At 47.1% G+C, this 22,040-nt stretch carries 20 protein-coding genes; 11 read left to right on the top strand and 9 right to left on the bottom strand.

Going from position 1 to position 22,040, the window contains the following annotated elements; all coding sequences use genetic code 11:
* Positions 1-162: 162 nt before the first annotated feature.
* Entirely contained in the window at positions 163-1,080 is a 918-nt protein-coding gene (locus MKX40_RS05735; protein WP_339240108.1) for a PD-(D/E)XK nuclease family protein, read from the bottom strand.
* Positions 1,081-1,805: 725 nt separating this feature from the next.
* Here MKX40_RS05735 and MKX40_RS05730 point away from each other — a divergent pair.
* Positions 1,806-2,489 carry a serine/threonine protein kinase gene (locus MKX40_RS05730; RefSeq protein ID WP_339240105.1) on the top strand — a complete coding sequence of 228 codons (684 nt, stop codon included), beginning with the start codon at positions 1,806-1,808 and terminating at the stop codon, positions 2,487-2,489.
* A gap of 270 nt (positions 2,490-2,759) precedes the next feature.
* Here the strand turns inward: MKX40_RS05730 and MKX40_RS05725 are convergent, their stop codons facing one another.
* Entirely contained in the window at positions 2,760-3,656 is an 897-nt protein-coding gene (locus MKX40_RS05725) for an AraC family transcriptional regulator (RefSeq protein ID WP_339240104.1), read from the bottom strand.
* A gap of 129 nt (positions 3,657-3,785) precedes the next feature.
* Here MKX40_RS05725 and MKX40_RS05720 point away from each other — a divergent pair, with 129 nt between their 5' ends.
* Both MKX40_RS05720 and MKX40_RS05715 read left to right on the top strand, forming a co-directional pair.
* Positions 3,786-4,673: a sugar phosphate isomerase/epimerase gene (locus MKX40_RS05720; RefSeq protein WP_076214488.1), complete on the top strand. Its 888-nt coding sequence runs from the start codon at positions 3,786-3,788 to the stop codon at positions 4,671-4,673.
* Positions 4,674-4,712: 39 nt separating this feature from the next.
* On the top strand, positions 4,713-5,768 hold the full coding sequence (locus MKX40_RS05715; RefSeq protein WP_339240102.1) for a Gfo/Idh/MocA family oxidoreductase: 1,056 nt from the start codon (positions 4,713-4,715) through the stop codon (positions 5,766-5,768).
* A 342-nt stretch (positions 5,769-6,110) separates the two neighbouring features.
* Here MKX40_RS05715 and MKX40_RS05710 read toward each other — a convergent pair whose 3' ends face one another.
* A complete protein-coding gene (locus MKX40_RS05710; RefSeq protein ID WP_339240101.1) occupies positions 6,111-7,430 on the bottom strand; it encodes a glycoside hydrolase family 125 protein in 1,320 nt (439 codons plus the stop codon).
* 415 nt (positions 7,431-7,845) lie between these two features.
* Between MKX40_RS05710 and MKX40_RS05705 the strand changes: the two genes are divergently transcribed.
* Positions 7,846-8,907 (top strand): LacI family DNA-binding transcriptional regulator, encoded by a 1,062-nt coding sequence (locus MKX40_RS05705; protein WP_339240100.1) that lies wholly within the window; start codon positions 7,846-7,848, stop codon positions 8,905-8,907.
* Positions 8,908-9,134: 227 nt separating this feature from the next.
* On the opposite strand, the gene MKX40_RS05700 is transcribed toward MKX40_RS05705, so the two are convergent.
* The 3 genes from MKX40_RS05700 to MKX40_RS05690 all read right to left on the bottom strand — a co-directional run bounded on the left by MKX40_RS05700 (position 9,135) and on the right by MKX40_RS05690 (position 12,042).
* Entirely contained in the window at positions 9,135-10,748 is a 1,614-nt protein-coding gene (locus MKX40_RS05700) for a hypothetical protein (protein ID WP_339240098.1), read from the bottom strand.
* Positions 10,726-11,301, bottom strand: a complete 576-nt coding sequence (locus tag MKX40_RS05695) for a sigma-70 family RNA polymerase sigma factor (RefSeq protein ID WP_339240095.1) — start codon at positions 11,299-11,301, stop codon at positions 10,726-10,728. The genes MKX40_RS05700 and MKX40_RS05695 overlap by 23 nt, the downstream gene beginning before the upstream one ends.
* 225 nt (positions 11,302-11,526) lie before the next feature.
* On the bottom strand, positions 11,527-12,042 hold the full coding sequence (locus MKX40_RS05690; RefSeq protein WP_339240093.1) for a mismatch-specific DNA-glycosylase: 516 nt from the start codon (positions 12,040-12,042) through the stop codon (positions 11,527-11,529).
* Between the two features lie 120 nt (positions 12,043-12,162).
* Here MKX40_RS05690 and MKX40_RS05685 point away from each other — a divergent pair, with 120 nt between their 5' ends.
* From MKX40_RS05685 to MKX40_RS05670, 4 genes are all read left to right on the top strand, one after another.
* Positions 12,163-13,083 carry an AEC family transporter gene (locus tag MKX40_RS05685; RefSeq protein WP_339242935.1) on the top strand — a complete coding sequence of 307 codons (921 nt, stop codon included), beginning with the start codon at positions 12,163-12,165 and terminating at the stop codon, positions 13,081-13,083.
* Between the two features lie 305 nt (positions 13,084-13,388).
* The gene (locus MKX40_RS05680) at positions 13,389-14,456 is read left to right on the top strand and encodes a WXG100 family type VII secretion target (RefSeq protein ID WP_339240092.1); all 1,068 of its coding nucleotides are present in this window, start codon (positions 13,389-13,391) and stop codon (positions 14,454-14,456) included.
* A gap of 16 nt (positions 14,457-14,472) precedes the next feature.
* Positions 14,473-14,931 carry a hypothetical protein gene (locus tag MKX40_RS05675; RefSeq protein WP_339240090.1) on the top strand — a complete coding sequence of 153 codons (459 nt, stop codon included), beginning with the start codon at positions 14,473-14,475 and terminating at the stop codon, positions 14,929-14,931.
* A gap of 58 nt (positions 14,932-14,989) precedes the next feature.
* On the top strand, positions 14,990-15,826 hold the full coding sequence (locus tag MKX40_RS05670; RefSeq protein WP_339240088.1) for a hypothetical protein: 837 nt from the start codon (positions 14,990-14,992) through the stop codon (positions 15,824-15,826).
* A 124-nt stretch (positions 15,827-15,950) separates the two neighbouring features.
* On the opposite strand, the gene MKX40_RS05665 is transcribed toward MKX40_RS05670, so the two are convergent.
* Positions 15,951-16,202, bottom strand: coding sequence for a hypothetical protein (locus tag MKX40_RS05665; RefSeq protein WP_339240087.1), 252 nt, complete (start codon positions 16,200-16,202; stop codon positions 15,951-15,953).
* Between the two features lie 277 nt (positions 16,203-16,479).
* Here MKX40_RS05665 and MKX40_RS05660 point away from each other — a divergent pair, with 277 nt between their 5' ends.
* On the top strand, positions 16,480-16,872 hold the full coding sequence (locus tag MKX40_RS05660) for a RidA family protein (protein WP_339240085.1): 393 nt from the start codon (positions 16,480-16,482) through the stop codon (positions 16,870-16,872).
* A 158-nt stretch (positions 16,873-17,030) separates the two neighbouring features.
* Here MKX40_RS05660 and MKX40_RS05655 read toward each other — a convergent pair whose 3' ends face one another.
* Both MKX40_RS05655 and MKX40_RS05650 read right to left on the bottom strand, forming a co-directional pair.
* Complete coding sequence (locus MKX40_RS05655) at positions 17,031-17,834, bottom strand: nucleotidyltransferase domain-containing protein (protein WP_339240083.1); 804 nt, start codon at positions 17,832-17,834, stop codon at positions 17,031-17,033.
* 26 nt (positions 17,835-17,860) lie between these two features.
* On the bottom strand, positions 17,861-19,354 hold the full coding sequence (locus MKX40_RS05650) for a TROVE domain-containing protein (RefSeq protein WP_339240081.1): 1,494 nt from the start codon (positions 19,352-19,354) through the stop codon (positions 17,861-17,863).
* Positions 19,355-19,813: 459 nt separating this feature from the next.
* Between MKX40_RS05650 and MKX40_RS05645 the strand changes: the two genes are divergently transcribed.
* Positions 19,814-21,169 (top strand): WYL domain-containing protein, encoded by a 1,356-nt coding sequence (locus tag MKX40_RS05645; RefSeq protein ID WP_339240079.1) that lies wholly within the window; start codon positions 19,814-19,816, stop codon positions 21,167-21,169.
* Complete coding sequence (locus MKX40_RS05640) at positions 21,117-22,001, top strand: WYL domain-containing protein (RefSeq protein WP_339240077.1); 885 nt, start codon at positions 21,117-21,119, stop codon at positions 21,999-22,001. The genes MKX40_RS05645 and MKX40_RS05640 overlap by 53 nt, the downstream gene beginning before the upstream one ends.
* The last annotated feature ends 39 nt before the right edge of the window (positions 22,002-22,040 follow it).

The following is a 22,040-nucleotide window of genomic DNA, read 5'->3' as shown; positions in this document are numbered from 1 at the left end:
GGATCGTTCCACCCCGGCGCCATGTCGCCAGGCCTGTGGAACGCAATAGAAGCGCGAGTCGGGCAGATGTTGTACCCGGCTTGCGCTTCTTGATTTTTTGCCACATATAAAATAGATCAATTCGGATAAGGCCTTGTCTTATGTTCATCCGGTTATGGCGCTTCAGACTGCCCGTTCACTGCATACTTCGCGGAAGTTGCAATCCCGGCAGGACCGGTGCGAAGGCATCGCTGTGAAATAGCTGACGTCCTTTGGACGGTTGTAATACTCATCCTCCACGCAGGATCGCATCTCCTCGATGTAACGACCCACGTTCTCTTCCACTTTTCGAATATCCTCTTCTGTGGCTGTAAACTCCCGGTGTTTTCCCGTTAACAGGTACTCCACTCGCAGCTCAATCTGCTCCAAAGGAACCCGGTAGTGCTCTCTTACATAGGATGCGTACAGCATGAGCTGATCAGAGAAGTCATCCTCCTTGCCCGTCTTCCAGTCCACAATGACAATATTGCCGTTACTGCGCCGATACAATAAGTCCATCTTCACATACACGCGTGTATCGTGCAGCATCATGGTATCCCATTTCTCGATCTCCAGAATGTCCGTGCTTGCCCGGGACAAGTCCTCCCACGTAAGCGTCTGGTACAGGTTACTGACACAGGCCGAAGCTCGCTCCTTAATCGTGGCGATTCGGTCATTCAACGTATCATCCCCGTAATAGATCTCGGACAGCATCGTGCGATTCTTGGGATTCAGTCGCCACTGATCCGCATCCATTGATTCCACATATGCCTGATTCAGCAGTTTGCGTATCGTCTGTTCCAGAAAGTGTTCACGCGGCTTATCCTTGCCCTCTTCCCTGCTGCGTACCGCCGACTCACACATCCGATGCGCAAGGTCTCCGAAGACTAGGTACAGATTACTAAGTTGTTTCAGACGGTACAGACGAACCTGCATCTCATCAGCAGAGTCTGTCTTCCAGCCGTTATGGGCACCGTAATAATGATAATAATATTTGCGCAGGCACTCATCGAACATACTCGCCCGCGACTGCGAATAAGACCATTGCGGGTATTGTGCCATAAGGATTTCTGCCTTTCTGTATGCCGGATCTGCATGAGATCCCTTAATGCTCACAGTATAAAGCCAGGGCAACATTGCCGCAAGCGCACTTCCGTTATTTTCTTCTGACGCAACCGTTTCCGATTCGATCCGTATCGTTTATATAGTAACATCACCAAAAGATGAAATTGCGGAGCAGAACGCATAATATACTTCATAGAGGGCAGTAAAAAGAGGACATTGAAACTGAAGAGCGGGATTAAAAATTTCTGTAGAGAACTGCCGGGGTGAGCGACCGGTAGGGTTACCAATAGGTTGAAGGTAGTATGGCTATTGCCAGTAGAGTTGGAGGTAGTGTGCCTATTGCCGGTAGGTTTGAAGGCAGCCTTGACCGACCGAACCTTTAACGAAGGTAAGCTGAGCTAATTTGGGCCCAGCTCTAACGAATCACATACACCTTATTACATGGATGTACAGCACGATCCAAATCTAACGAACTCCAGACATGTTATATAGTCTCATTCCGGCTGGATCACGTGTTTACAGTGTGCAAACGAGCCAATAACGTGCCTCTGATTCGTTACATTCTCAGAACTGCCGATTTCAGCAAAATAAGACTTATACGTTTCGTTAGAATATGCACACTGATCTTTATATTGCAACGCGCGTGATGGCCCAGTGGACCATTCAAATTATAACTTATGCGTAGATTCTGTACAGGCATATCCAAAAAGGAGGCACCACCCATGAATCGACCGGATTGGTTCCAGGCGGAAGAAGCATTACAACAGATCCAAGTCATCGGAAGCGACCGGAATGAGCTCGTGAACATCATCGGCGATGTAGAAGGATTGAATTGCATTGGCACAGGTACGGATGCGGCTGTATTTACGTATGACGGTTTGCCGCAGTATGCCTTCAAGATGTACTCGGATCATGCCTTGGACAAACTCGAAAATGAAAAGCAGGTATACGAACAACTCAAAGGTCTGCCATATTTCCCTACCTATTACGGCAGCGGCCGAAATGTTCTCGTAATTAGTTTTGAACCCGGAGATACCCTGCTGGAATGTCTGGAAAAAGGAATCCCCGTCCCCGAGCAGGTGATGCTCGATGTGGACGCAGCGCGAGAAGCCGTTCGCAGCCGCGGGCTGAACCCCCGTGATATTCATTTGAAAAATGTAATTCTTCAGGACGGGCGCGGGAAAGTGATTGACGTATCCGAATACATTCAGGACGGCAATGACAATCGCTGGGAGCATCTCGTCTGGGCCTATCACAACATCTATCCGCGAATCAAAGGAACGCCCATATCTCCGCGCATGCTGCAGACGATCAAATGGGGGTACAATCAGCTCGATCATGCCAATGTCAAAATGGACGATCTCTCCAAAAAGGCGAATAGATTGTTCTCCAGATTTATGAAATGAGTACGTTGTACACATTATAGGACAGTCTTGTTATTCTGATTCTGCAATCCAAACAACCCGGATGAACGCCTTGAGTTGGCCTCGATCCGGGTTATTATTCATGGATGTAAGTCCAAGTATGGAGTATGGTGATTAGTACATTGATAGTACAGTAATTACTGCCGTACGCTCTGCTTCTGCTCATAATCATGACTGCGAGTTGTACAGGATTACAAACACCATGATGCCTTTTTATCTGAGACTGCCATTATGATTGCATACTAATTGCGCTTAACCTTCTTTTCTCCCCCGCCCCTGTGAAGGGGTCATACCCTTGTACTGTTTGTATAACTTCGTAAAATAATTGGCGTTGTCGCAGCCTACTCTGGCGGCGATCTCCGTAATGGTCAGACTGCTGCCTTGCAGGAGTTGTTCGGCCTCACTCATCCTGCACCCATTCACGTATTCCACAAAGGTGCGTCCGGTCAGCTTTTTGAACATTTTGCAGAAATGATACGCATTCAGTCCCACATGGCTTGCCGCTTCCGTAACAGACATCTTACCTGTGGGGTCGGCTTCAATCTGTGCAATCAACTGTTTGAAACGTTCGCGATTGGGAAAATACGATCCAACCGATCGATCCGGCAGCTGCTGCGGCATAAAGGTTCGCGCAAGCAGCGTGAATAAGGCATGCAGCTTGGACTTCACCACGAGCTGATAAGCCGGGGGCTGTAATGCCATTTCTTCCACGGCTTCATTTAGCAAAGAATAATAGCCTGTGCAGGCGATGTTTTCCTCTGCCGGTTTGACCGGAAATCTCACCCTTCCCTCCAGATACGGCGCGACATATTGCTCATGCACGGGATCGTGGGTGAAATCATGAAACAGTGCACGGTTGACTACAACGGAATCATAATGCACATCCCCCTCGTCCATGGCATACCCCACATGCAACGTACCTCCAGGAATGATGATGACCTCACCTGCGCTAACCACATATGGTTTGCTATCAATATGAAACAGCGCACTTCCCTTGCGCATGACAATCAGTTCAAAATGTTCATGCCAATGCAAATACAGAATGCATTCTTCCGCTTTCATATCTGAGCATCGATTTTGGAACAGTTGAAATGGATGTGATTTATGGTCAATTCGGGTGTTTTCGTGAAGCGCTTTCAGATCCAGCACGACTTCTTCCCCCTCTTCACAAGATCCGACTAATATTACACAAGATTGTGTAGAGCCATCCCGTTAATGCACGGCTATAATGAGTGTGTCACGAAGTACTATAAGCCAATATTGGAGTGAAATACAACCATGAATAAATCATTACGCATCGGTACCCTTGTAGGCGGGCAGGACGCCGTCCGTGTTATCCCGCAGATCATGCAACATGGCTTCGAATCATTTAACCTGACCTTCTGGCAAACCACTGGTGATCTGGACCTGGCAGAGACAGCCAAACGTGTCCGTGAAATCGTGGACGAACAAGGTATTGTCATCTCTGCGGTGAGTGTATTTGGTAACCCGCTCACGGGAGCCGGGGACAACGCCGATACACTAGCAAGCTGGGAGCGGGTCATTGATCATGCACAGCTCTTCGGTGCAGATATTGTCTCCGGATTCACCGGACGATTAACCGATCAACCCATTAACGAGTCCATCCCCCGGTTCAAGGAAGTATTTGGCGAACTGGCACGCCGGGCAGCAGACCGGGGTGTACGCATTGCTTTTGAAAACTGTGATATGGGTGGCACCTGGCAGACAGGTGACTGGAACATTGCCCATAACCCGACGGCTTGGGAGATGATGTTCGATGCTGTCCCAGATGAAAATGTTGGTCTGGAGTGGGAGCCTTGCCACCAAATGTCCAGCCTGATCGATCCGATTCCACAGCTGCGCAAATGGGCTCACAAAGTGTTCCACGTACACGGCAAAGATGCCACGATTGCCTGGGATATTGTCAAGGAATACGGCGTACACGGCCCACGTGAATTTGTCTGGCACCGCACACCCGGCTTCGGGGATAACAACTGGGCAGACATCATCACCATTCTGCGTCAGAACGGTTACCAGGGCACGATTGATATTGAAGGCTGGCATGATCCCGTCTACAAAGACGAACTCGAAATGACAGGACAGGTACATGCTTTGCGGTATTTGAAACAATGTCGCGGCGGCGATTTTGTGCCCAATCCGGTATAAAGTACTACACAACACAATCCATACGAAGGAGATGAGCGGATGAGTCATCCTTATCGGGTAATTATCGCTGGCTGCGGTGCCATGGCAAACACGTGGGCGGACTATGCCTTGCAAAGGCCGGATACAGAAATCGTCGGGCTGGTTGATCTGTATGAACAGACAGCCATTGCTTTTGCTACAAGACACGGCCTCACCTGCCCTACGTTCACCGATATCCGCGAGGCCATTCAAGCGACTGGCGCGAATATCGTATTCGATGTCACGATTCCGGCGAGTCATTACGGCATTGCCATGACAGCGCTGAAGGAGGGATGTCATGTATTTGGCGAGAAACCTCTCGCAGAGTCCTTCTCCGACTGCACAGATATTGTGCAAACCTCTCGCAGTACAGGACATATTCAAGCCGTGATGCAGAATCGTCGGTTCGATCCACGTATCCGCGCCTATCAGCATCTCATTTCCGGCGGAGCTATAGGGCAAGTTGGTTACGCAGGAGCCGACTTCTTCATCGGGCCTCACTTCGGGGGATTCCGGGATCTGATGGATAGCCCACTGCTGCTCGATATGGCTATACATACGTTTGATCAGGCACGCTATATTCTCGGAGCCAACCCGGTATCAGTGTACTGCCACGAGTTCAATCCTCCAGGTTCCTGGTATCAGGGCAATGCGATGGCGTTATGTATATTTGAGATGTCTGACGGGTCCGTATTCAACTATCGCGGTTCCTGGTGCGCGGAGGGTGTACCCACATCATGGGAAGCAAGCTGGCGCGTAATCGGTGAAAAAGGGACCGCCATCTGGGATGGTCATGATGACATCTATGCTGAGGTGGTCGCCGCGCAAAGTCTGGATGCTGACGGCAAACCATCCTTTTTCCAGCCAAGTGAGCGGATCGAAGCGGAATTGCCTGTCATGGACAAAACAGGTCATCATGGCTGCCTCGAAGACATGTTCGCTGCACTCGAATCAGGTCGATTGCCTGAAACGGATTGCAGTGATAACCAGTTCAGCATGGCTATGGTCCTGGCATCCCTCGAAAGCGCACGCACAGGCCAGAAAGTGTTCATCGCCGATCTGCTGAAAAACACATAGAAAAGCCTGTGTACATCAATTAAACAAAGCCCAAACTGCAATAGTTTAGCAGTTTGGGCTTCATTGTTTTTTTTACCCACTTTCCTATTCCAAAAATGATGTCTTTCAAAAAATAGTCAAGCCAAATAGTAAAAGTAGTGCAGGGAACGAAATCGATTCTGAAGAAGCAACGCGGTCGCCTAAAAGCTTTCTGAAAGAAAGCTGCATCGGAAGCATACGCTTATCACCGGATTTCGACTTTACAAAAGTCGATCAGGAAATCCGGGGATAACAGCGATCGAAAGAACGATTCGTAACCGGAACGGCCACTTTGCAGGCAGTTACTTTTTTGAACTAAATCATTTATAAAATCCCTTTCTTCATTGCCTTATACACCAGTTGCGAGAACAGGCTGTTGGACCAAGCAAACCATGGTCTGGTGAACGTGTTGGGATCATCAGCGTGGAAGCCTTCATGCATATATCCCGTATCCGCATCCGTGTTCTCCAGCAATTCAATCATGGCCAGCATTTCCTCGTCATTGTCTGCGGTCAGACCCTGCATGGATAACGCCATGTGCCAGATGTATCCCGGCGGGGTGTGCGGGCTACCGATCCCTTTGGCTGCCTTCCCTTCATAGTAGAACGGATTCTCCCTACTCAAAATAAATCGGCGTGTGTTCTGATACACAGCATCCTCCACCGAAGCATACTCCATATACGGGATGGACATCAGCCCAGGCGTGCCCGCATCATCCATCAGACAAAAGTTGCCGTAACCGTCCGTCTCATAGGCATAGATCTGTCCATACTCTGGATGACGATAAGTACCGTACAGAGAAATGCCATGTCGAATGTCTTCCTCCAATCGAGCCATCCGGCTCACCAGTTGTTCATCCCGGAACACCCACTTCGCGACTTCCCCCATCTGGCGCAAGGTTACCGCAGCGAACATGTTCGCCGGAATATTATAATGAAAATCACAGGCATCATCACTCGGACGGAATCCGGACCAGATCATCCCCGTATAATTCACAGGCATACCCAACCCCTCATTACGCAGCGTATCATGGGCTGGACAATTGCGACGCATGAACCGGTAAGTTGAACGCTCTCCGTGATGCTGTTCTGTCTCCCACATTTCTACAATATTTTCCATTACGCTCTTGAAGCGCTCGTCAAATATATCCGTCAGTTCCGTCTCCCGCCAATATGTATAAGCCAGCTTCATGGAGAAACATAGAGAATCCAGCTCAAACTTCCGTTCCCACACCCATGGTGACATCTGCGTCTCATCATTGGCATCCCAATGCCATCCATTCGCCGTTTCATTGAACGCATTGGCATAGATATCCTTATCAGCATAAAATGTATGTTTTTTGATCAGGCCTCCGATGATTCGCTGTAACTTCTCGTCATGCTTCGCAAGTGGAACATAATGCATGACCTGCTCTACCGAATCCCTTAACCACATGGCAGGAATATCCCCAGTAATCACAAAGGTTGTCCCATCATCATGCAGCTTCGTGGTCGTTTCCAACGTATTGGGAAAACAATTACGAAACTGAGTCAATAATCTCGGCCGATGTTGCAAACGCTCGTCCGCCTCAGTCAGAATATCCTGCACAGCTTGTGGCAACTCCAGATGCGGCATAGGGATTTTCGGTAATCTGAACTGTTCCATGGATGTCGTCTCCTTTGAATTGAGGTTTTATGTATAAGTTGATAAAAAGATTATTTACACTGGCACTACGATGACAGAACAACTTTCCAACCGCTGTTATCCCCAGATTTTTTCGATCCCCTTTCTCAAGGGGAAATCCGGTGATAAAGGCGAGGTTTATTCTTCCGATGCAGCTTTCTTGCAGAAAGCTTTTAGCTTCGCTTTGTCAATTTTCTTCTGTCCTCTCCGTTATCGTGTAAATGTTAGTTCAACTTATATAGATTGACTATATGACCAATTCTATTGTTATTTTTGTTATGATAAATTATAATAACATTATTATTTGTAAGTGTACTGTGTCCGAAGAGGATCGTCAATTATTAGAGGTCATCTCAATGGATTTATGCAGTTTGCTCACATACGAAGGAGTAATGATATGTCACGCAAAGTATCCATTCAGACGCTGGCTGACCAGCTCGGATTATCCAAATATGCCGTCTCCCGCGCACTCAGTGGCAAGACGGGTGTCAGTGAAGCGACACGTGCTCGGGTACTGGAACTCGCCAGGGCTTTGGGATATCGCCAAAGTACGCCGGGGGCTACTAACAGTTCTACTGCCGCAAACCATGCAGATCCGTCCGATCCCCCGTTTGTTCTCATATGCATGAATCAGCTTAACCGCGGTGAACCCCACTACTGGCAACGTGTTCTGTCAGGCATGATCTCCGCTTGTAATGAACGTGGTTGGCATCATGCCATTGTATCTCCCTCACTCGGAGTGATGGACGAGAACACCTCTCCCGAAAAAGCTATTGCTCCTCATTTGGACTGGGAACGTTGTGCAGGAATTATTGTCATGGGTGCTTTTCCTCATACGGTTCTGCAACGCCTCTCTCAGACGGGTCGGCCTATTATACTCGTAGATCATCAGGAGCCGCTGCTGAATTGTGATACGATCAGCCATGATAATCTGGAAGCTGGCATTACTGTTGCGAGATATCTAATGTCTATGAATTGCCGACGGATCGGACTCATCACAGATGATGGGCGTGCTGCAAGCTTCGCGCAGCGGAAGATCGGGATTGAGTTGGCCTTGAATCATTTCCATGTGGATACCAGTCATACGACCAGCTTCAGAGAATGGAATATTCCGTATGAGAACGGGGAATGGGTTAATCAGTTAGCCACTAGCATTCAAAACATGCCAGGTGACGAACGTCCCGATGCCTGGATTGGTGTTAATGATGATATTGCCTTGCAGTGGATGCACAAATTACAGGAGATGGGCATCTCCACACCGAAAGATTGCCTTGTCATCGGTATCGACAATGTACATTCTGCAGTGACTTCCTCCCCACCCCTGACAACGGTTAATCTGTGCAAAGAGGAGCTTGGACAACGTGCGGTTGAAGCTTTACAACGCCGGATCGAACGCCCGGGAACTCCGAAAGAAACGGTGATGTTATCGACTACGTTAATTCCAAGGGAATCGGCGTAATTCGGCGTGCGCCACCTCTCTTTTATGAAGATGAATTCGTTAGGTACAAGCTTTTCCCGCTATATCTGATGCATACGAAAAGAAGCCCCGCACAATGATGCAGGGCCTTTTCGTATATTAGTCATTTATACTTTTATATGTCTATACATTCACTCTTCAATCCTGTTGATCCATCCTTACTTCATCCCAAGCTTTTCTTCACTTCATGGCCAAAGATATACTAGTGGTTATTTCAGCCAAGGCAGGCTATCGTACGATGGAAGATCCACTTCCCAATTCACATCGCGATACTCTCTATTGACTACTGTTCTTTTCAAAGTGAATTTTGTACCCTTTTCTTCGTTAAACCCCCGAATTTTTAATTGCAGATCATCTTCAACGTATTCACTGTTATTATTAGGTTGATCCGGATAACCGTTCACTTCAACAGGATACTCTTTTCCATCCGAATCTACTGCAACCCAGCGATCACCCATGAAAGCATTTCGGAACGTCCCACTCCCCTTCAGAACTAGTGAATACCCTTCCTTTACATCAATCTTCGGAGGATCATACGATTCCATCAGTGGCTCGTACTCAAAATCATAGAATAATATTTTATCTCCAAGCTGTTCAAATTGTGCAAAAGTATAAAAATTCGTGTCTTTACGCCTCTTCTCCAGATCAACTTCCACTGATTTCTCTTCCTTCACCGGGAGGGTGTAACCATCCAGAACAAAGCGAATGTTCTTCGCATCTACCGTAACAAATGCAGGGTCCCATGTCTCAGACAACTTCAACGGTCCACCATTTCTTAAGTCACTCAGATCTTGGAGCTGAAACTTGGCTTGACGGGCATCTGGTCTTATTCCATTGAAAATTCGATATTCATTTGTTTCAGGAATCTCAAGATGGTAGATGATACTCATATAACTCGCCCAATTCTCATCAACTTTGCCACGAAGCTTATCCTCCAGCTTCACATTTAGATCTAGCCGGGTTCCATTTGGCGTACGTACAAGCTGTGTCATATCAAGCTTTAGTCCTTCTGGCGTCGTATATGTGTTATCCATAGAGTTTTCAACAGCCAATGTTTTGGCTTTGGTCATATCGATATTGAATTGGAAGCTCCAATCCACCTTAACATCTCTATCTTTGTAGGACTTCTTCTCGTAATCATAATATCTGCCCACATTTAAATTACGCAGTTCACCCCGCACGACAACTTTATCCGGAATTTCATCATAAAACTGGAATAACAACCGTTCAGTTAGAGGGCCCTTTGTTCTTGCATCTCTTGCAAGAGTGGCAACCTGTCGCCCCTCTTCATCCGTAACATGAATTCTCCCCATCGCATACAGTGACCGTGATAACCCTAATCCATCAGGTGTTGTTTGTTGCATGGTCATTACCATATGAGATCGGTCTACAAGCACGTCTTCAATTTTAAGCGTGTAGCCCTGGTCATTGATATGGATATCCGGATTAACCACAAGTCCAAGAGGTTTAAGACGTTTATAATCATCCGCAAAATAGGAATATTTCAATGCTTCAGGCACAGGGATGTTAGGCAATGGCAGACGATCCACAGCATTTACCGCGGGTTGTGCTGGCTCTGCTGTTCGGTCAAAAGCAAACCAGGCCCCTCCGGCAAGTATTACAACTGCCGCGGCGGCGATCCCCGTCCGGCGCTTCCAATGCGCTTTTATGGATTTTTTTACGAATGGACTTCCGTCTTCTCCACTTTCCATGGACACGCTATCCAGCTTCTGCATGAGCTTCAGCGTAAAATCGGAGTCCGGCTCCTCTCGATACAGATGCTCTTCCCACAACCGATCTTCATCCTTTGAAATAGGCTTCATACGTAGCTAAACCTCCTTTGCGTTCCATTTGCTTCCTTAGCGTTTTTTTCCCGCGATAAAGGGCGTTACGCACTTTGGTTGAACTCAAACCCGTAACATCCGCAATCTCTTCATAGCTCAACTCGTTTGTGTACTTCAGTAATAACACCAGCCCATACGAATCAGGCAACTGTTCGAGATGTCGATATATTTCACGCTGCATCTCTTTATGCAGCACACGCTTTTCCGGTGTCTCGTTACTGACAGGTTCAATCCCCTGATCGACTGGAGACATCACAGGTTTCTTTTCCCGTATAAAATCCCGCATCCGATTCACTGCAATGGTGTACACCCACGACGAGAAACTGCTTCCCTCCCGCCTCGACGGGAGATAACGATAGATACGAATAAACGTATCCTGAGCGAGATCCTGGGCATCCGGATGACTCGCACCCATTCCGCGCATAATGCCGTAGACTTTATTTTTATATCGATCTACTAGCACAGAGAACAACTGCTTATCCCCTGCAATAATGCGCTCAATAAGCTCCTCCTCCGGTATCTGTTGAGTCATGTAATCCCCCTTCTCTACAGCTTCCATGCATGGTTCTGTACTATATAGACGGAAGCCCTTCCCGAAACCTCTCACTTTATCCAAAAAAAAGAATTCGCCCTCATCGGCGAAGCCGACAGGGTGAACTCTGCGTACCAACATTCTGTGATTGTCGCTGCACATTCTCTATAGGTTTCGTAGTAGCCTATTACTGCTGCTATCTTACCTCTCCTGTCTTTCTTCCTCTTAATTCTCCCTGTTCTTGTCCGCAACAAAATCAGCAAGCTGTGAATAGATCGCCACAATCTCATCCATCGACATGCGCACGAGTCCACTGGACGATGGAGCGACGAATTCCTGAATTTCCTTGACGACCGGATCATCCTGAAATCCCCACTGCACTTTGGAACGTTTGCTGTACTGGGTGTATACCCCTTTTCCTACAAAACAGGCGATGTCCGGCCGGTAGTCCTCCAGCTTTTGCCGCAAAATCTGGCGTCCTTCTGCGTACTCTTCCTTCGTAATATCTTCCACGCCTCTGGTAGGGCGGGCCACGATATTGGTGAATCCGTACCCCAGCTTCAGCAACTCTCCATCCTCTTGTGCATCATATAAACGCGGCGTTAATCCCGACTGTTCAAGAATGCGCCAGAACCGGTTGCCTTTGTACGCATAATGATGACCCGTCTCTCCAGACGTAATGCTCGGATTGAAGCCAATAAACAATATCGATAAACCAACATCCAGATGATCTGGAATCATGATGCAACACCTCCTGATCTTTTTTAGCCTATTCCCACATTTGGTTGTGTATAAAATGATATAATAAGCAAAGCATTTTCGAAATCGGATGAAATTTTCATGAAAAAGGAAGCTGAACTAATGATTGCAGACATCATGCTTGAAGTCGTCCTACCCGTTTTTCTCCTGATCGCCGTCGGATCCTGGATGCAAAAGGTGTTCAAGCTGGACTTGTACACCCTCGCCAAAATCAATTTCTATTGTATTACCCCCGCAGCCGTCTTTATGAGCATGTATCACTCGGATATGTCGGGCGAATTGCTCGGGACTGTGACATTATTTTACGCAATCTATGTATTGATTCTCTATATTATAGGTTCAGTCGTTTCCCGTTCTCTCCGGATGAATAAAGGCATGAAGGCTGCCTTCAACAACAGTATTATGCTGGATAACGCAGGCAACTATGGACTGCCTATCAATGCACTGGTATTCCGCGGCGATCCACTCGCCTCTTCCATTCAGGCGCTGGTCATGTCTTTACAGGCATTACTGACATTCACCTATGGCGTGTTGTCCATTCAGGGCGCGAAGCTCAAGGGTAATTACCGTGCGGTGATTATTGGATTTCTTAAAATGCCCGTTCCTTATGCGCTCTTGTTGGGGATTCTGTTTCACATGTGGAAGCTTCCCTTGCCGACGTTTCTGTCCATGCCACTGACCTATGCGCAGCAAAGTATGGTTGCCGTAGCGTTACTGACACTAGGGGCGCAGATTGTAAAATACCCCATCCGGCTGTACCGTCTTGATGTGTATATTAGCACATTTTTGCGACTCCTGATCGGCCCCGCGATCGGGATTTCGATTGTGCTCATGTTAGGGTTGGAAGGCATTGCTGCACAGGCTCTCATCATCGCTTCGGGTATGCCTACAGGTGTCAACGCATCCATCCTGGCGGAAGAATACGATAACGAACCTGATTTTGCAGCCCAGACGGTGCTGATCTCAACGCTCTTGAACATCATCACGATTACCGCACTGATCTCTTATGCCAAAACGTTCTAGAACAGGATTGTTCATACGTATATCCCTCCGTTAAGACCAAAATAAAATTTACAAGTCCACGCCCTTATAAAAGGTTGTGGGCTTCTTTGTTTATACTGTTCGTCCCATTTGCAGGAACAAAGTATTACGAAGAGCACATATTTAACCCGACCAAAGGACTGTTTTGCGCGTCAATTGCTTATTATCCGTTGCGAATAAACGTTTCGACCTTTAAAATTAGTGGGTAAATATTTCACAGCATTTCATTTTTGATCTATACATAATCTGTAGAAATTCTTAATTTTATCTTCCACGAGGTGAATGTCGTGACCAGGATTATTGTAACGCCTGAGCAGCTTCATGCAATTTCCAACCAATTTGCTCAAGCTTCGGAACATAGTCGTAGCATGATTAACAATTTAAGCAGACATATAAGTACGTTACAGGACCAGTGGTCAGGAATCACACAGGAGCGTTTCTTTCAGAACTTTCAGGTGGCTCATCGGCAAATGGAGAGATTTTCTAGCTCAGTCTCTGCGATCGGCACGGAACTACATACCATCGCAACTCGTTTCTCACAAGCGGATCAATCTCAAGAGCATGGTGTACAGACCAGTTCAAGCCAATCCACTTCTGGGAAAGATGTAAAAACGACGCTATCGGATATATATGATCAAGGAAGTAAGTCTTGGAATAAAATGAATGGGATTCATGGAAATGTAGGCCTGATTGGAACAGGACTATATTCTGCTATGGCTACATCCATGGTACTCTCCAAAACGGTTCATTTCAAAGTAGATCCCCGGAACTCCAGCCGTGCCAAAATCCATAATGCTCCTTGGGTGAAGGGAAAGGGGAATTCCTTTCTGAGTAACATGGCACGGAAACTGGATAAACAATTCCGCAGCCCGGGTCTGGTTATGAAAGGATTGAAGGGTTTCGATCGACTTGCAGGTAAATTAAAAGTAGGTGATATCGGGCTTGGTTTCAACAAAGCCAACAGCTTCGGTCAATGGACCCGGAATGTTATTGCTGGTGTGAATAAAGGTCAATACGGTATGAAGATTTCCAAAATACCTACAATGATAAGCAAAAAACTGTTCCCTATCAACGTAGGACTTAATGTTTGGGATGAAGGGGTTAAAACGGTTTCCAAGTATAAGGAAGGAACATTAACCAAAACAGATCTCGCCGTGTCCACATCGAATATCGTGATCAAGTCTGCCTCTGCAGGAGCGGGGGCTATTGTTGGCGGGACCCTATTATCGTTTGCCGGGCCTGCAGGAACAGCAGTTGGAGCTTATGTAGGTGGAGCTATAGGTAGTTACGCAGGAAAACATATAGCATCAGCGGCTGAAAAAGGAATTCGATGGGTTAGTAAACTCTTCAAGTAATACTTAGGAGGTATCCATGCAGCTCGTTACATACCAACGCAAATATGCAATTCGTCATACGTTGATATCTGCTCTTTTTATCATGGCTGGACTTGTCTTAATTGGAGATGTTATCTATGGTGACAATAGCGTTCTTCAAACCTTGTACTTTACTAGTGCGGCATTCTTAAGCTTTTGGTTTGTGGGACGTCTGTTTATCTGGAACATCACGAGAGTATTTGGAACAAACATCTTATTTTCCTTCGATCTGTCTGGTATTAAGACAAATACAGGAATACAGATATCTTGGAAGGATATACGCACCATTGATTTCGTAGCACCGGGACTAAACAAATGGATTCAACCTACTCCATCCTATTACTTATTCAAAATGGTTGATGGAAAGAGCTATAAAGTATATACGTATAGTCTACTGAAACATCAGGAAAACGATATTCTTAAATTACTTCGGAAAACCTGGAATGAGCACAAATGACCTTCTAAAAAAGCAACCTATATCTATCAATCTACATGGAAAGTAGGCGGTTAAGTTCATGAATAAACCACTTGTCACCTTATCCATTGAAGAATTCGGATTTGCGCTGGCCACACTTGGCGCGGAGGACATTGCAGCCGGTCTCCTAAAACCGATGTATGGCGAGTTATCTGAACAACACTGGGAACTCGTTCTAAGAGCTGCCTCTCACGGTCTTTTATCCAAGGGGCTCATCTTGCATATGGAAGATACCAAGATAGAGATCGAGCCGGAGTTCCTGAAGATGCTTATGCATTTTACCCAAAGCCACAGCATGATTAGAGCATACTCAGACAGCCTTGAACAAGAAAAGGTATTAACCATTCACAAAAGTACGGATAACAACGATACATACCTCTATCATTTGGCAGTGGATCAACGTGTGCATTTGTTCACCTGGACAGAACCTGAGGAATGGGAAGAGGAATTGTTCCAATTTTACATAGGGCAACACACACCTTTCATTGATCAACCTACTCAGTTCACGATAACAGAGGAACAATGGGCTATCCTGACGAACGAGGAAAACCATATGCTGTTAGATAAATTCATGGAGGATTGGGAGCTACCTCTAGAAACACGCGAGTTATTGAAGGTATGGCATAACTCTTTTGAAACCTCTGGATGTAGTGTGGATAACCTCAGTATCATTAATTATGCCGAAGATGTAATTCCTCTGCCCGATCAAGCTCTCCTGCTGCTTCATACCGAACAAGGTATCTGGAGCATGACTAGCAGAGATTCCACCAGTGAAAATAATTCTAACATCGAGATTGACCAGCATACCAATTCTTCCTTTCGTAAACAATTGCGAGAATGGATCGATTGTTTCGCGGTCCCTGTCTCCCATACTTAAATGTGCAGCTCACGCAAAAAAAGTCCAAGAGCCACTACCTTTGGCCTCTTGGACTTCTTCCATTATTTAACCCATGAACTCTCACTGCCTGCTCAGCCTACTTGTCATGCAGCCTGCCATAGGACTATGTTTCAAACGTCGTTCGTTCCGGGAACTTGCCGCCTTCCCTGAATAAACATCGTACCAGTCGCTGCGCGGCTCGGTTAAAGAAAAAGCTTGGACTTACACCATCCACATGAACAGGTTCTAGTTCCCTCACACTTTCCTTGATCTTATTCATCTCAATGAGCCCCATCTTACGCTCATTCGGTCCGAATCGATAAATAACCTTCTCCTCGTCCTCCGTCTGTTTCACCAGCAGAATTACGGATGCCATACAGGTTACCCCCTATCGTTACGTTATGAGATTCCATCAATCACTTGCCTACTCTAATTATTACCCAGATTCTAGGGGAAGGATATAGGACTTAAGTTAGTTATATCTAAATTAAATATCCTGATATAAAGATTTCCCAAAATGAGTCATAAGGCTCACAAAACACCGTGTTAATACTATCCTTTTGGATAGTCACTGTCATGAAAGTGCGTACTGCCCAAGTTGTTTTTCTCCGTTTATAATAGGGCATATCTTGAATTACAAAGGAGAAAAACATATGACTACAACTCAAATCTATAGCCACGGTGTACCGTGGGAAGAAGCATTCAGCGTGGCTCAGGGATACAGCGTTAACGGTATGATCTACATTGCAGGGCAATTTTCGCATGATATGCAGGGGACGTTCATTGGTGTGGATGATATTGAAGCACAGGTTCGCCAGATACTGGATAACCTGGATCGCGTACTCGCAGGATTCAACGTGACCAAGTCGAACATTGCTGAACTGGAGATTTTCTTGGTTCATCCTCAAGAGCATCTTGAGCCATGTGTTGCCGTGTACAAAGAGTACATTGGTACGCATCGTCCGGCTGTCACAATGGTTGGGACATCGGGGCTGGCCTTCCCTCATCAACTGGTTGAGATTCGTGCGGTTGCACATACCAACTGATCCGGCTCACCTCATACGTCCCTGCTCAAGATACGACGTGCGATGAGAATCGACTCAAAATAAATGCATGTATAACTACAATAGAAGAAGCAGGTTAGGATTAGATCCCAACCTGCTTCTGTATGATTTCTTATTTTTATTCTTTCACTTTCGCTCTCTTATTCCCCTTCGCCCCACACCTCCTGCAATGCCAAACGGAAAATTCGATCCAATTCTTCATATTGAATCACCTGCTCATTAACCAGCTGTCCGGCCAGTTGTTCAAAATGCTCGATCTTCTCCGCCAAAAAAGTCTGTATTGCCGGCAACTGCGGCTCCAGATCCAGTTCCTCGCCCGCCTTTTTACGGCGTAGCAATTCAAGAATCTCCGTATACAGCGGTGTATTCGCAGGTATAAGTTCTTGCACCAGCTCTTCGAATGCCATCGGTGGCATCGCATCATAACGTTCGATCCATCCACAAGCGAGCAATGGACGTAGAACATAGAAATACTTTTTGATCTTCACTCGCTCACCTTGTAAATAATCCCGGAAATTGCCCTTCGCCATATTCAGATAATGATACATGCAGGACTTGGGCGAGAAGGTCAACGGTGAAAGTGCACGGATATGCTGTGCCACGTTGTATTGTTCATCATACTGGATGGGGGATTGCAACCACTCCAACAGGGGCGGATTTGATTTGCGAAACAGCTTCAACGCCTTGCGCAGATCCCAACCATTGATATCGAGCTGATCACTGATCGGGCGTTCAATAACATCCCTTCGATCCTCAATCGACAAGTACCATTCCAGCGGTCTCACATACAGAAAACGCACATCATAATCACTATCCTGTGAAGGAAACCCCCACGCCCGGCTGCCTGATTCACAGGCATAGATGATTCGTACCTTCTCCTCCTGTTCAATCTGCCTCAGCTGTTCTCTGATCGTATCTTTCATTTCTTCATGAACATAGGTCATGCCCAGTCGCCTCCAATTTCCCCAAATTAAATATCCATCGCTCTAACCCGGTCCGCGAGTGTATCATATCCGGCCACAGTCTCGGCAATATACGTCAATATCGTTTCACTCCAACCATAGATGTAAAAGGTTTTGCCATCCCGTGGTGGTACCAGTGCCTGCTGATAAGGTGCTATATCCACAATAAATGCCTTTAGCTCCGGATTCATCATCCGACGATATCGCTCAAGCTCAGCATATAACGGACTGCCTTCATTCTGCTGTTCATCGGTGATCATAATGATCTGATCCACTTTCTCTCCAATATCCCGAAGTTCCCGCACGGGTCGACCTGTATCTGTTCCACCTTGTGCGCGAATCCGATGAGCTTGAGAAAGAATGCTTTCATTCATCTGCGGCCGAGCATCCTCAACCAAATGGTCGAATAACCAGAACAGTGCGTTACCTCTCGTTTGTTTATAAAGCGCCAGCGCCAGCACCGAACCAATGCGTAAATAATCCCCTTGCATGGAACCGGAACGATCCAGGAAAATAGCCGTTCTTCCCAACAGCGTTGGCAGGTTGCCAATGGATAGCTCCACCGCTTGTCGCAAAGCATCCCGCAGCTCTTCCCTCGCAATCATTTCATACGCACTGGCGAATCGGAAAGGCAGTATTCGTGACTTACGTAGGGCCTCCGCATCCGTTAGACGACGTGTAACAAATTCTATATTTTTCGATTTCTCAAAAACCCCTGCCCGATCCATTGCGTTCAGATGACGCAGCAACGCAAAGGTCGGCATTTGTGACATTAACGCCTCCCACACCGTGCGTGTCGGTTGCATGATCGAGGTGACCACCGAGTATGGAAGTTTACCTTTCTCGATCAGATGCATCCGGCTTGCGGGGTTGGGCGTAGCTTTCAGTTCTTCCAGCGCTTGCAACTGCGGCAGTTCCGTAAGATCCACCTCATGCCCGCGCAAATAACGAAACAAAGCTTGCTGCTTCATATCTATCGGTTTGGGGTGTGCTGTAGCGATCATATCACCCAGACTGTATCCTCGCCCGCGTCCGTTGTATTTGATCGCCCAGTATTCATTGATCCCGTTCAAAAAGAGACTCACCTGACGCTTCACTGCTCGACCGCCCTGCCCTCGACCCATTCCTCTCAGAATGGTCAGAAAATCAGCCAAGTCAGCCGGTGTCTGTACGACTTGAGAGAACACCTTTGCAAACTGATCCGCGTCCACTTTGGACAATAGTGCCAGCCCATATATAGGCTGTAATCGCATCAAACCTTCATTACGAGCATAGACCAGTGCCCGCGCCATATACCCTGCATCGACCGCAGCCATCTCCTGATGACTGACCATCGCGTCGTCCATCAGTTGCTGGGTATCGGCATAGAACGTATTGTTCAATGTATTGGTCATCAACATCTGTATATATTGTTCCTCCACCAATCGCTCATAGGCTCCGTAGCCCCCATGATTACGTGTCGTTGGCTGAGGTTGATTGAATAATTGTTTCGCTCTGCTCATCACTCATGACCTCCTGGTGTGAGTCTAATGGCTGTTCTTTCATAATAAAATGGTCCGAGGAAAAAGGTGGGAAGGTATAATACCCGCTCTACCGCTGAGCTACACCGCCATGGACGGCGGCGATTGGATTCGAACCAACGACCTGGTCGATTAACAGTCGAAGTAACCCTCCCTGGCGCCTCGGAGCCTTGATCCACAGTGCTTGTTGCTGCCCCGCTTCACAACCTCATTATGCCTCACACATCTGCACGCGAACATGGCGAAAGTATGACGACGACTGAATTTTTGCGATGGAGTCAACCTTTATAAGTTTAAAATGAAACCTGACACTCTTCCTGCTACAATAAAGGGATATCGCCAATGGGAAGTTCAAGAATGTTCCTATACCGCAGAATTGTTCTGCCAACATCGTCGTCCATTATATCCGCCTGACTCCAGGCCACCAAGGAGTGAATACTCATGGCTAAAGAGAGTTTTGACAAAGAAATTCAGTTCTTACGCATGTTATCCCTGACCAGTGGTGCATATACCCGCAAACAGTACGCCGAGCGGCTTGGCATATCCGTACATACCTTTGATAAAACCAATCGCAGGTTAAAAGAAATCATGCAGACCGTCACTGATCAACGTTTAGGTGCCGAAGCAAGCCGGGAAATGGCAGACCTCGTGCGCTTCCAGTACGGAGAATCCGCAGAGCCCATGCTGCTCTTCCTCTTCCGCGCCAAGTCGATGAAAGAGACTGAAGTTCAGCGCCTTTCCGTCCTTTTGCATACCCTACAGAACACAGCCCTGACCGCAATGGAACTGCTGGACGCCTGCTGTGCTGATCTGCCGGAAGATCTGGCGTTACCTGATGAGAAAACCATTCGCTCTGATCTGAAATATCTGGAAGAGGTTGGCGTTATTCGAAAAGAGCCGGGTGGCAGACCGTATCGCTATGCTTTGGAGCAAGATGTCCTTACCGAATTAACCGTGGAGGAACAGCTGGAGTTGTATGATTTTGTGGATATAGTGGCAAATACCCAGGTTCCTTCCGTACAGGGGTACTTATTGCGGGACAGTCTGAAGAAAGCCATTACCGCAAGTTTTCCGCAAGAAGAAGCCACCGAACCCTATATCTACAAGTATCACTATTATTCTCGTATCCTGGACGAAGCTCATCTCTACACGCTGCTTAGTGCGATTCGTCAGCGCAAGCGTGTGCAGTTCCTATACTATTCACCGAAAAAACCATCCAGCTACAGTTCACAGAATACAAATCCACGCTTTGAGCGAGAAGCAGGTGGGCGATCCAACCGGATCGTGCCCCTTGAAGTGGTCTATGACCATCAGTATGGTCGTTGGTATGTCATTGGATTTCAGGGCCGCCGTGGCTTCGTGAAATTCCGCATGGAAGGCATAACCCAACTGGAGGAAGAGGATTCAGTCGAAGAGGAATACATGCTCGAGTTGAAGCAGCAGTGGACTGACATCAGTCGCTACAGTTGGCTCGTAGACACAGGGAATACCGTGACGGTTCAAGCTCGCTTTTTCCACCCGGGACGTGGTCAGCGCAATTTCATTCTGGATCGGGTTCGTCTTCAAGGTCAATGGGGCAAGATCATACCCGAAACGGACCATTCCTTTCTCTACGAAATCCAGGTTAACGGTACCACCGAGATCAAACCGTGGTTGCGGAGTTTTGGCTCAAGCTGCGAAATTATTGAACCGCAGAGGCTACGCCAGGAGATGATCCAGGAATGGAAGGAGATTGCCGAATATTATGAACCTGTTCGAGAAGATGTTCAATTACCAGATGATGACCCGACTGAATGAAACCGGACTGTTCACCTGGACCTCACAGGAACGGGCCTGGCTTCGCATGATGCTGAATCACCCTGCCGCAAGAGAAGCCCTGAGCGCTGTAACATTGGATAAAATGCACAACATGCTGAACGATGAGCAGGATCTGAATCTTCAGGACTATCTGACCGAAAAAGCCAAAAGTGAGGAAAACAGTGTCTCTCATCCACTACTTAGACCGTTACGGCTAATCATTCTGCATCATCAGGGATTTCGAATGACAGGCCGCGGCCGCAATGGACGCACAAGCCATGATGAATTTGGTTTCCCGTATAAACTGGAGTATTCCATGGTCAAAAAAGAATGGTATGTGCTCTGGTACGCACCTCGCTTCGACAAACTCATGTCTACCAAGCTGCACAGCATCGTTGCCGTGGAAGCCCAACCGGTTGACCCGGATACCGCTTCTCGCTATACTGCCCGAATTGCTGCAATTACGGAGAAGCGCAAAACGACGATCACCATCGAAGTGTTGCCGGAGTTCAATCAGGAGCTGTCCCGAATCCTCTATGCTTTCTCATGCTTCGAGAAACAGGTCGAGTACACGGAAGCCAAGCAGACATATCGGATTGAGCTGACCATCCCGCGAAATGAGATGGATTATGTCTTATCCAAAATGCGTTTTCTCGGCAAACGGGTTCGAATCGCTGACCATCCAATGTTGCGGGAGCGAATGTCCGAGACTGCTGCGAAGGCATTGGCCCGTTATGCGGAAAAAGAGCCTGATAACCATGCCGAACACTCCAATGAAGCTCAGCACCGCCAACATGAGGAAAAACCGCTTGCAAAAGCCGATGGTCATTGATTACGTAAGAGTGGATTAACCCTAATTTTTTGCCCAAAA

This window comes from Paenibacillus sp. FSL R5-0517 (genome assembly GCF_037974355.1).
GTDB lineage: Bacteria > Bacillota > Bacilli > Paenibacillales > Paenibacillaceae > Paenibacillus.
This window is presented reverse-complemented; position numbering and strand designations above follow the sequence as displayed.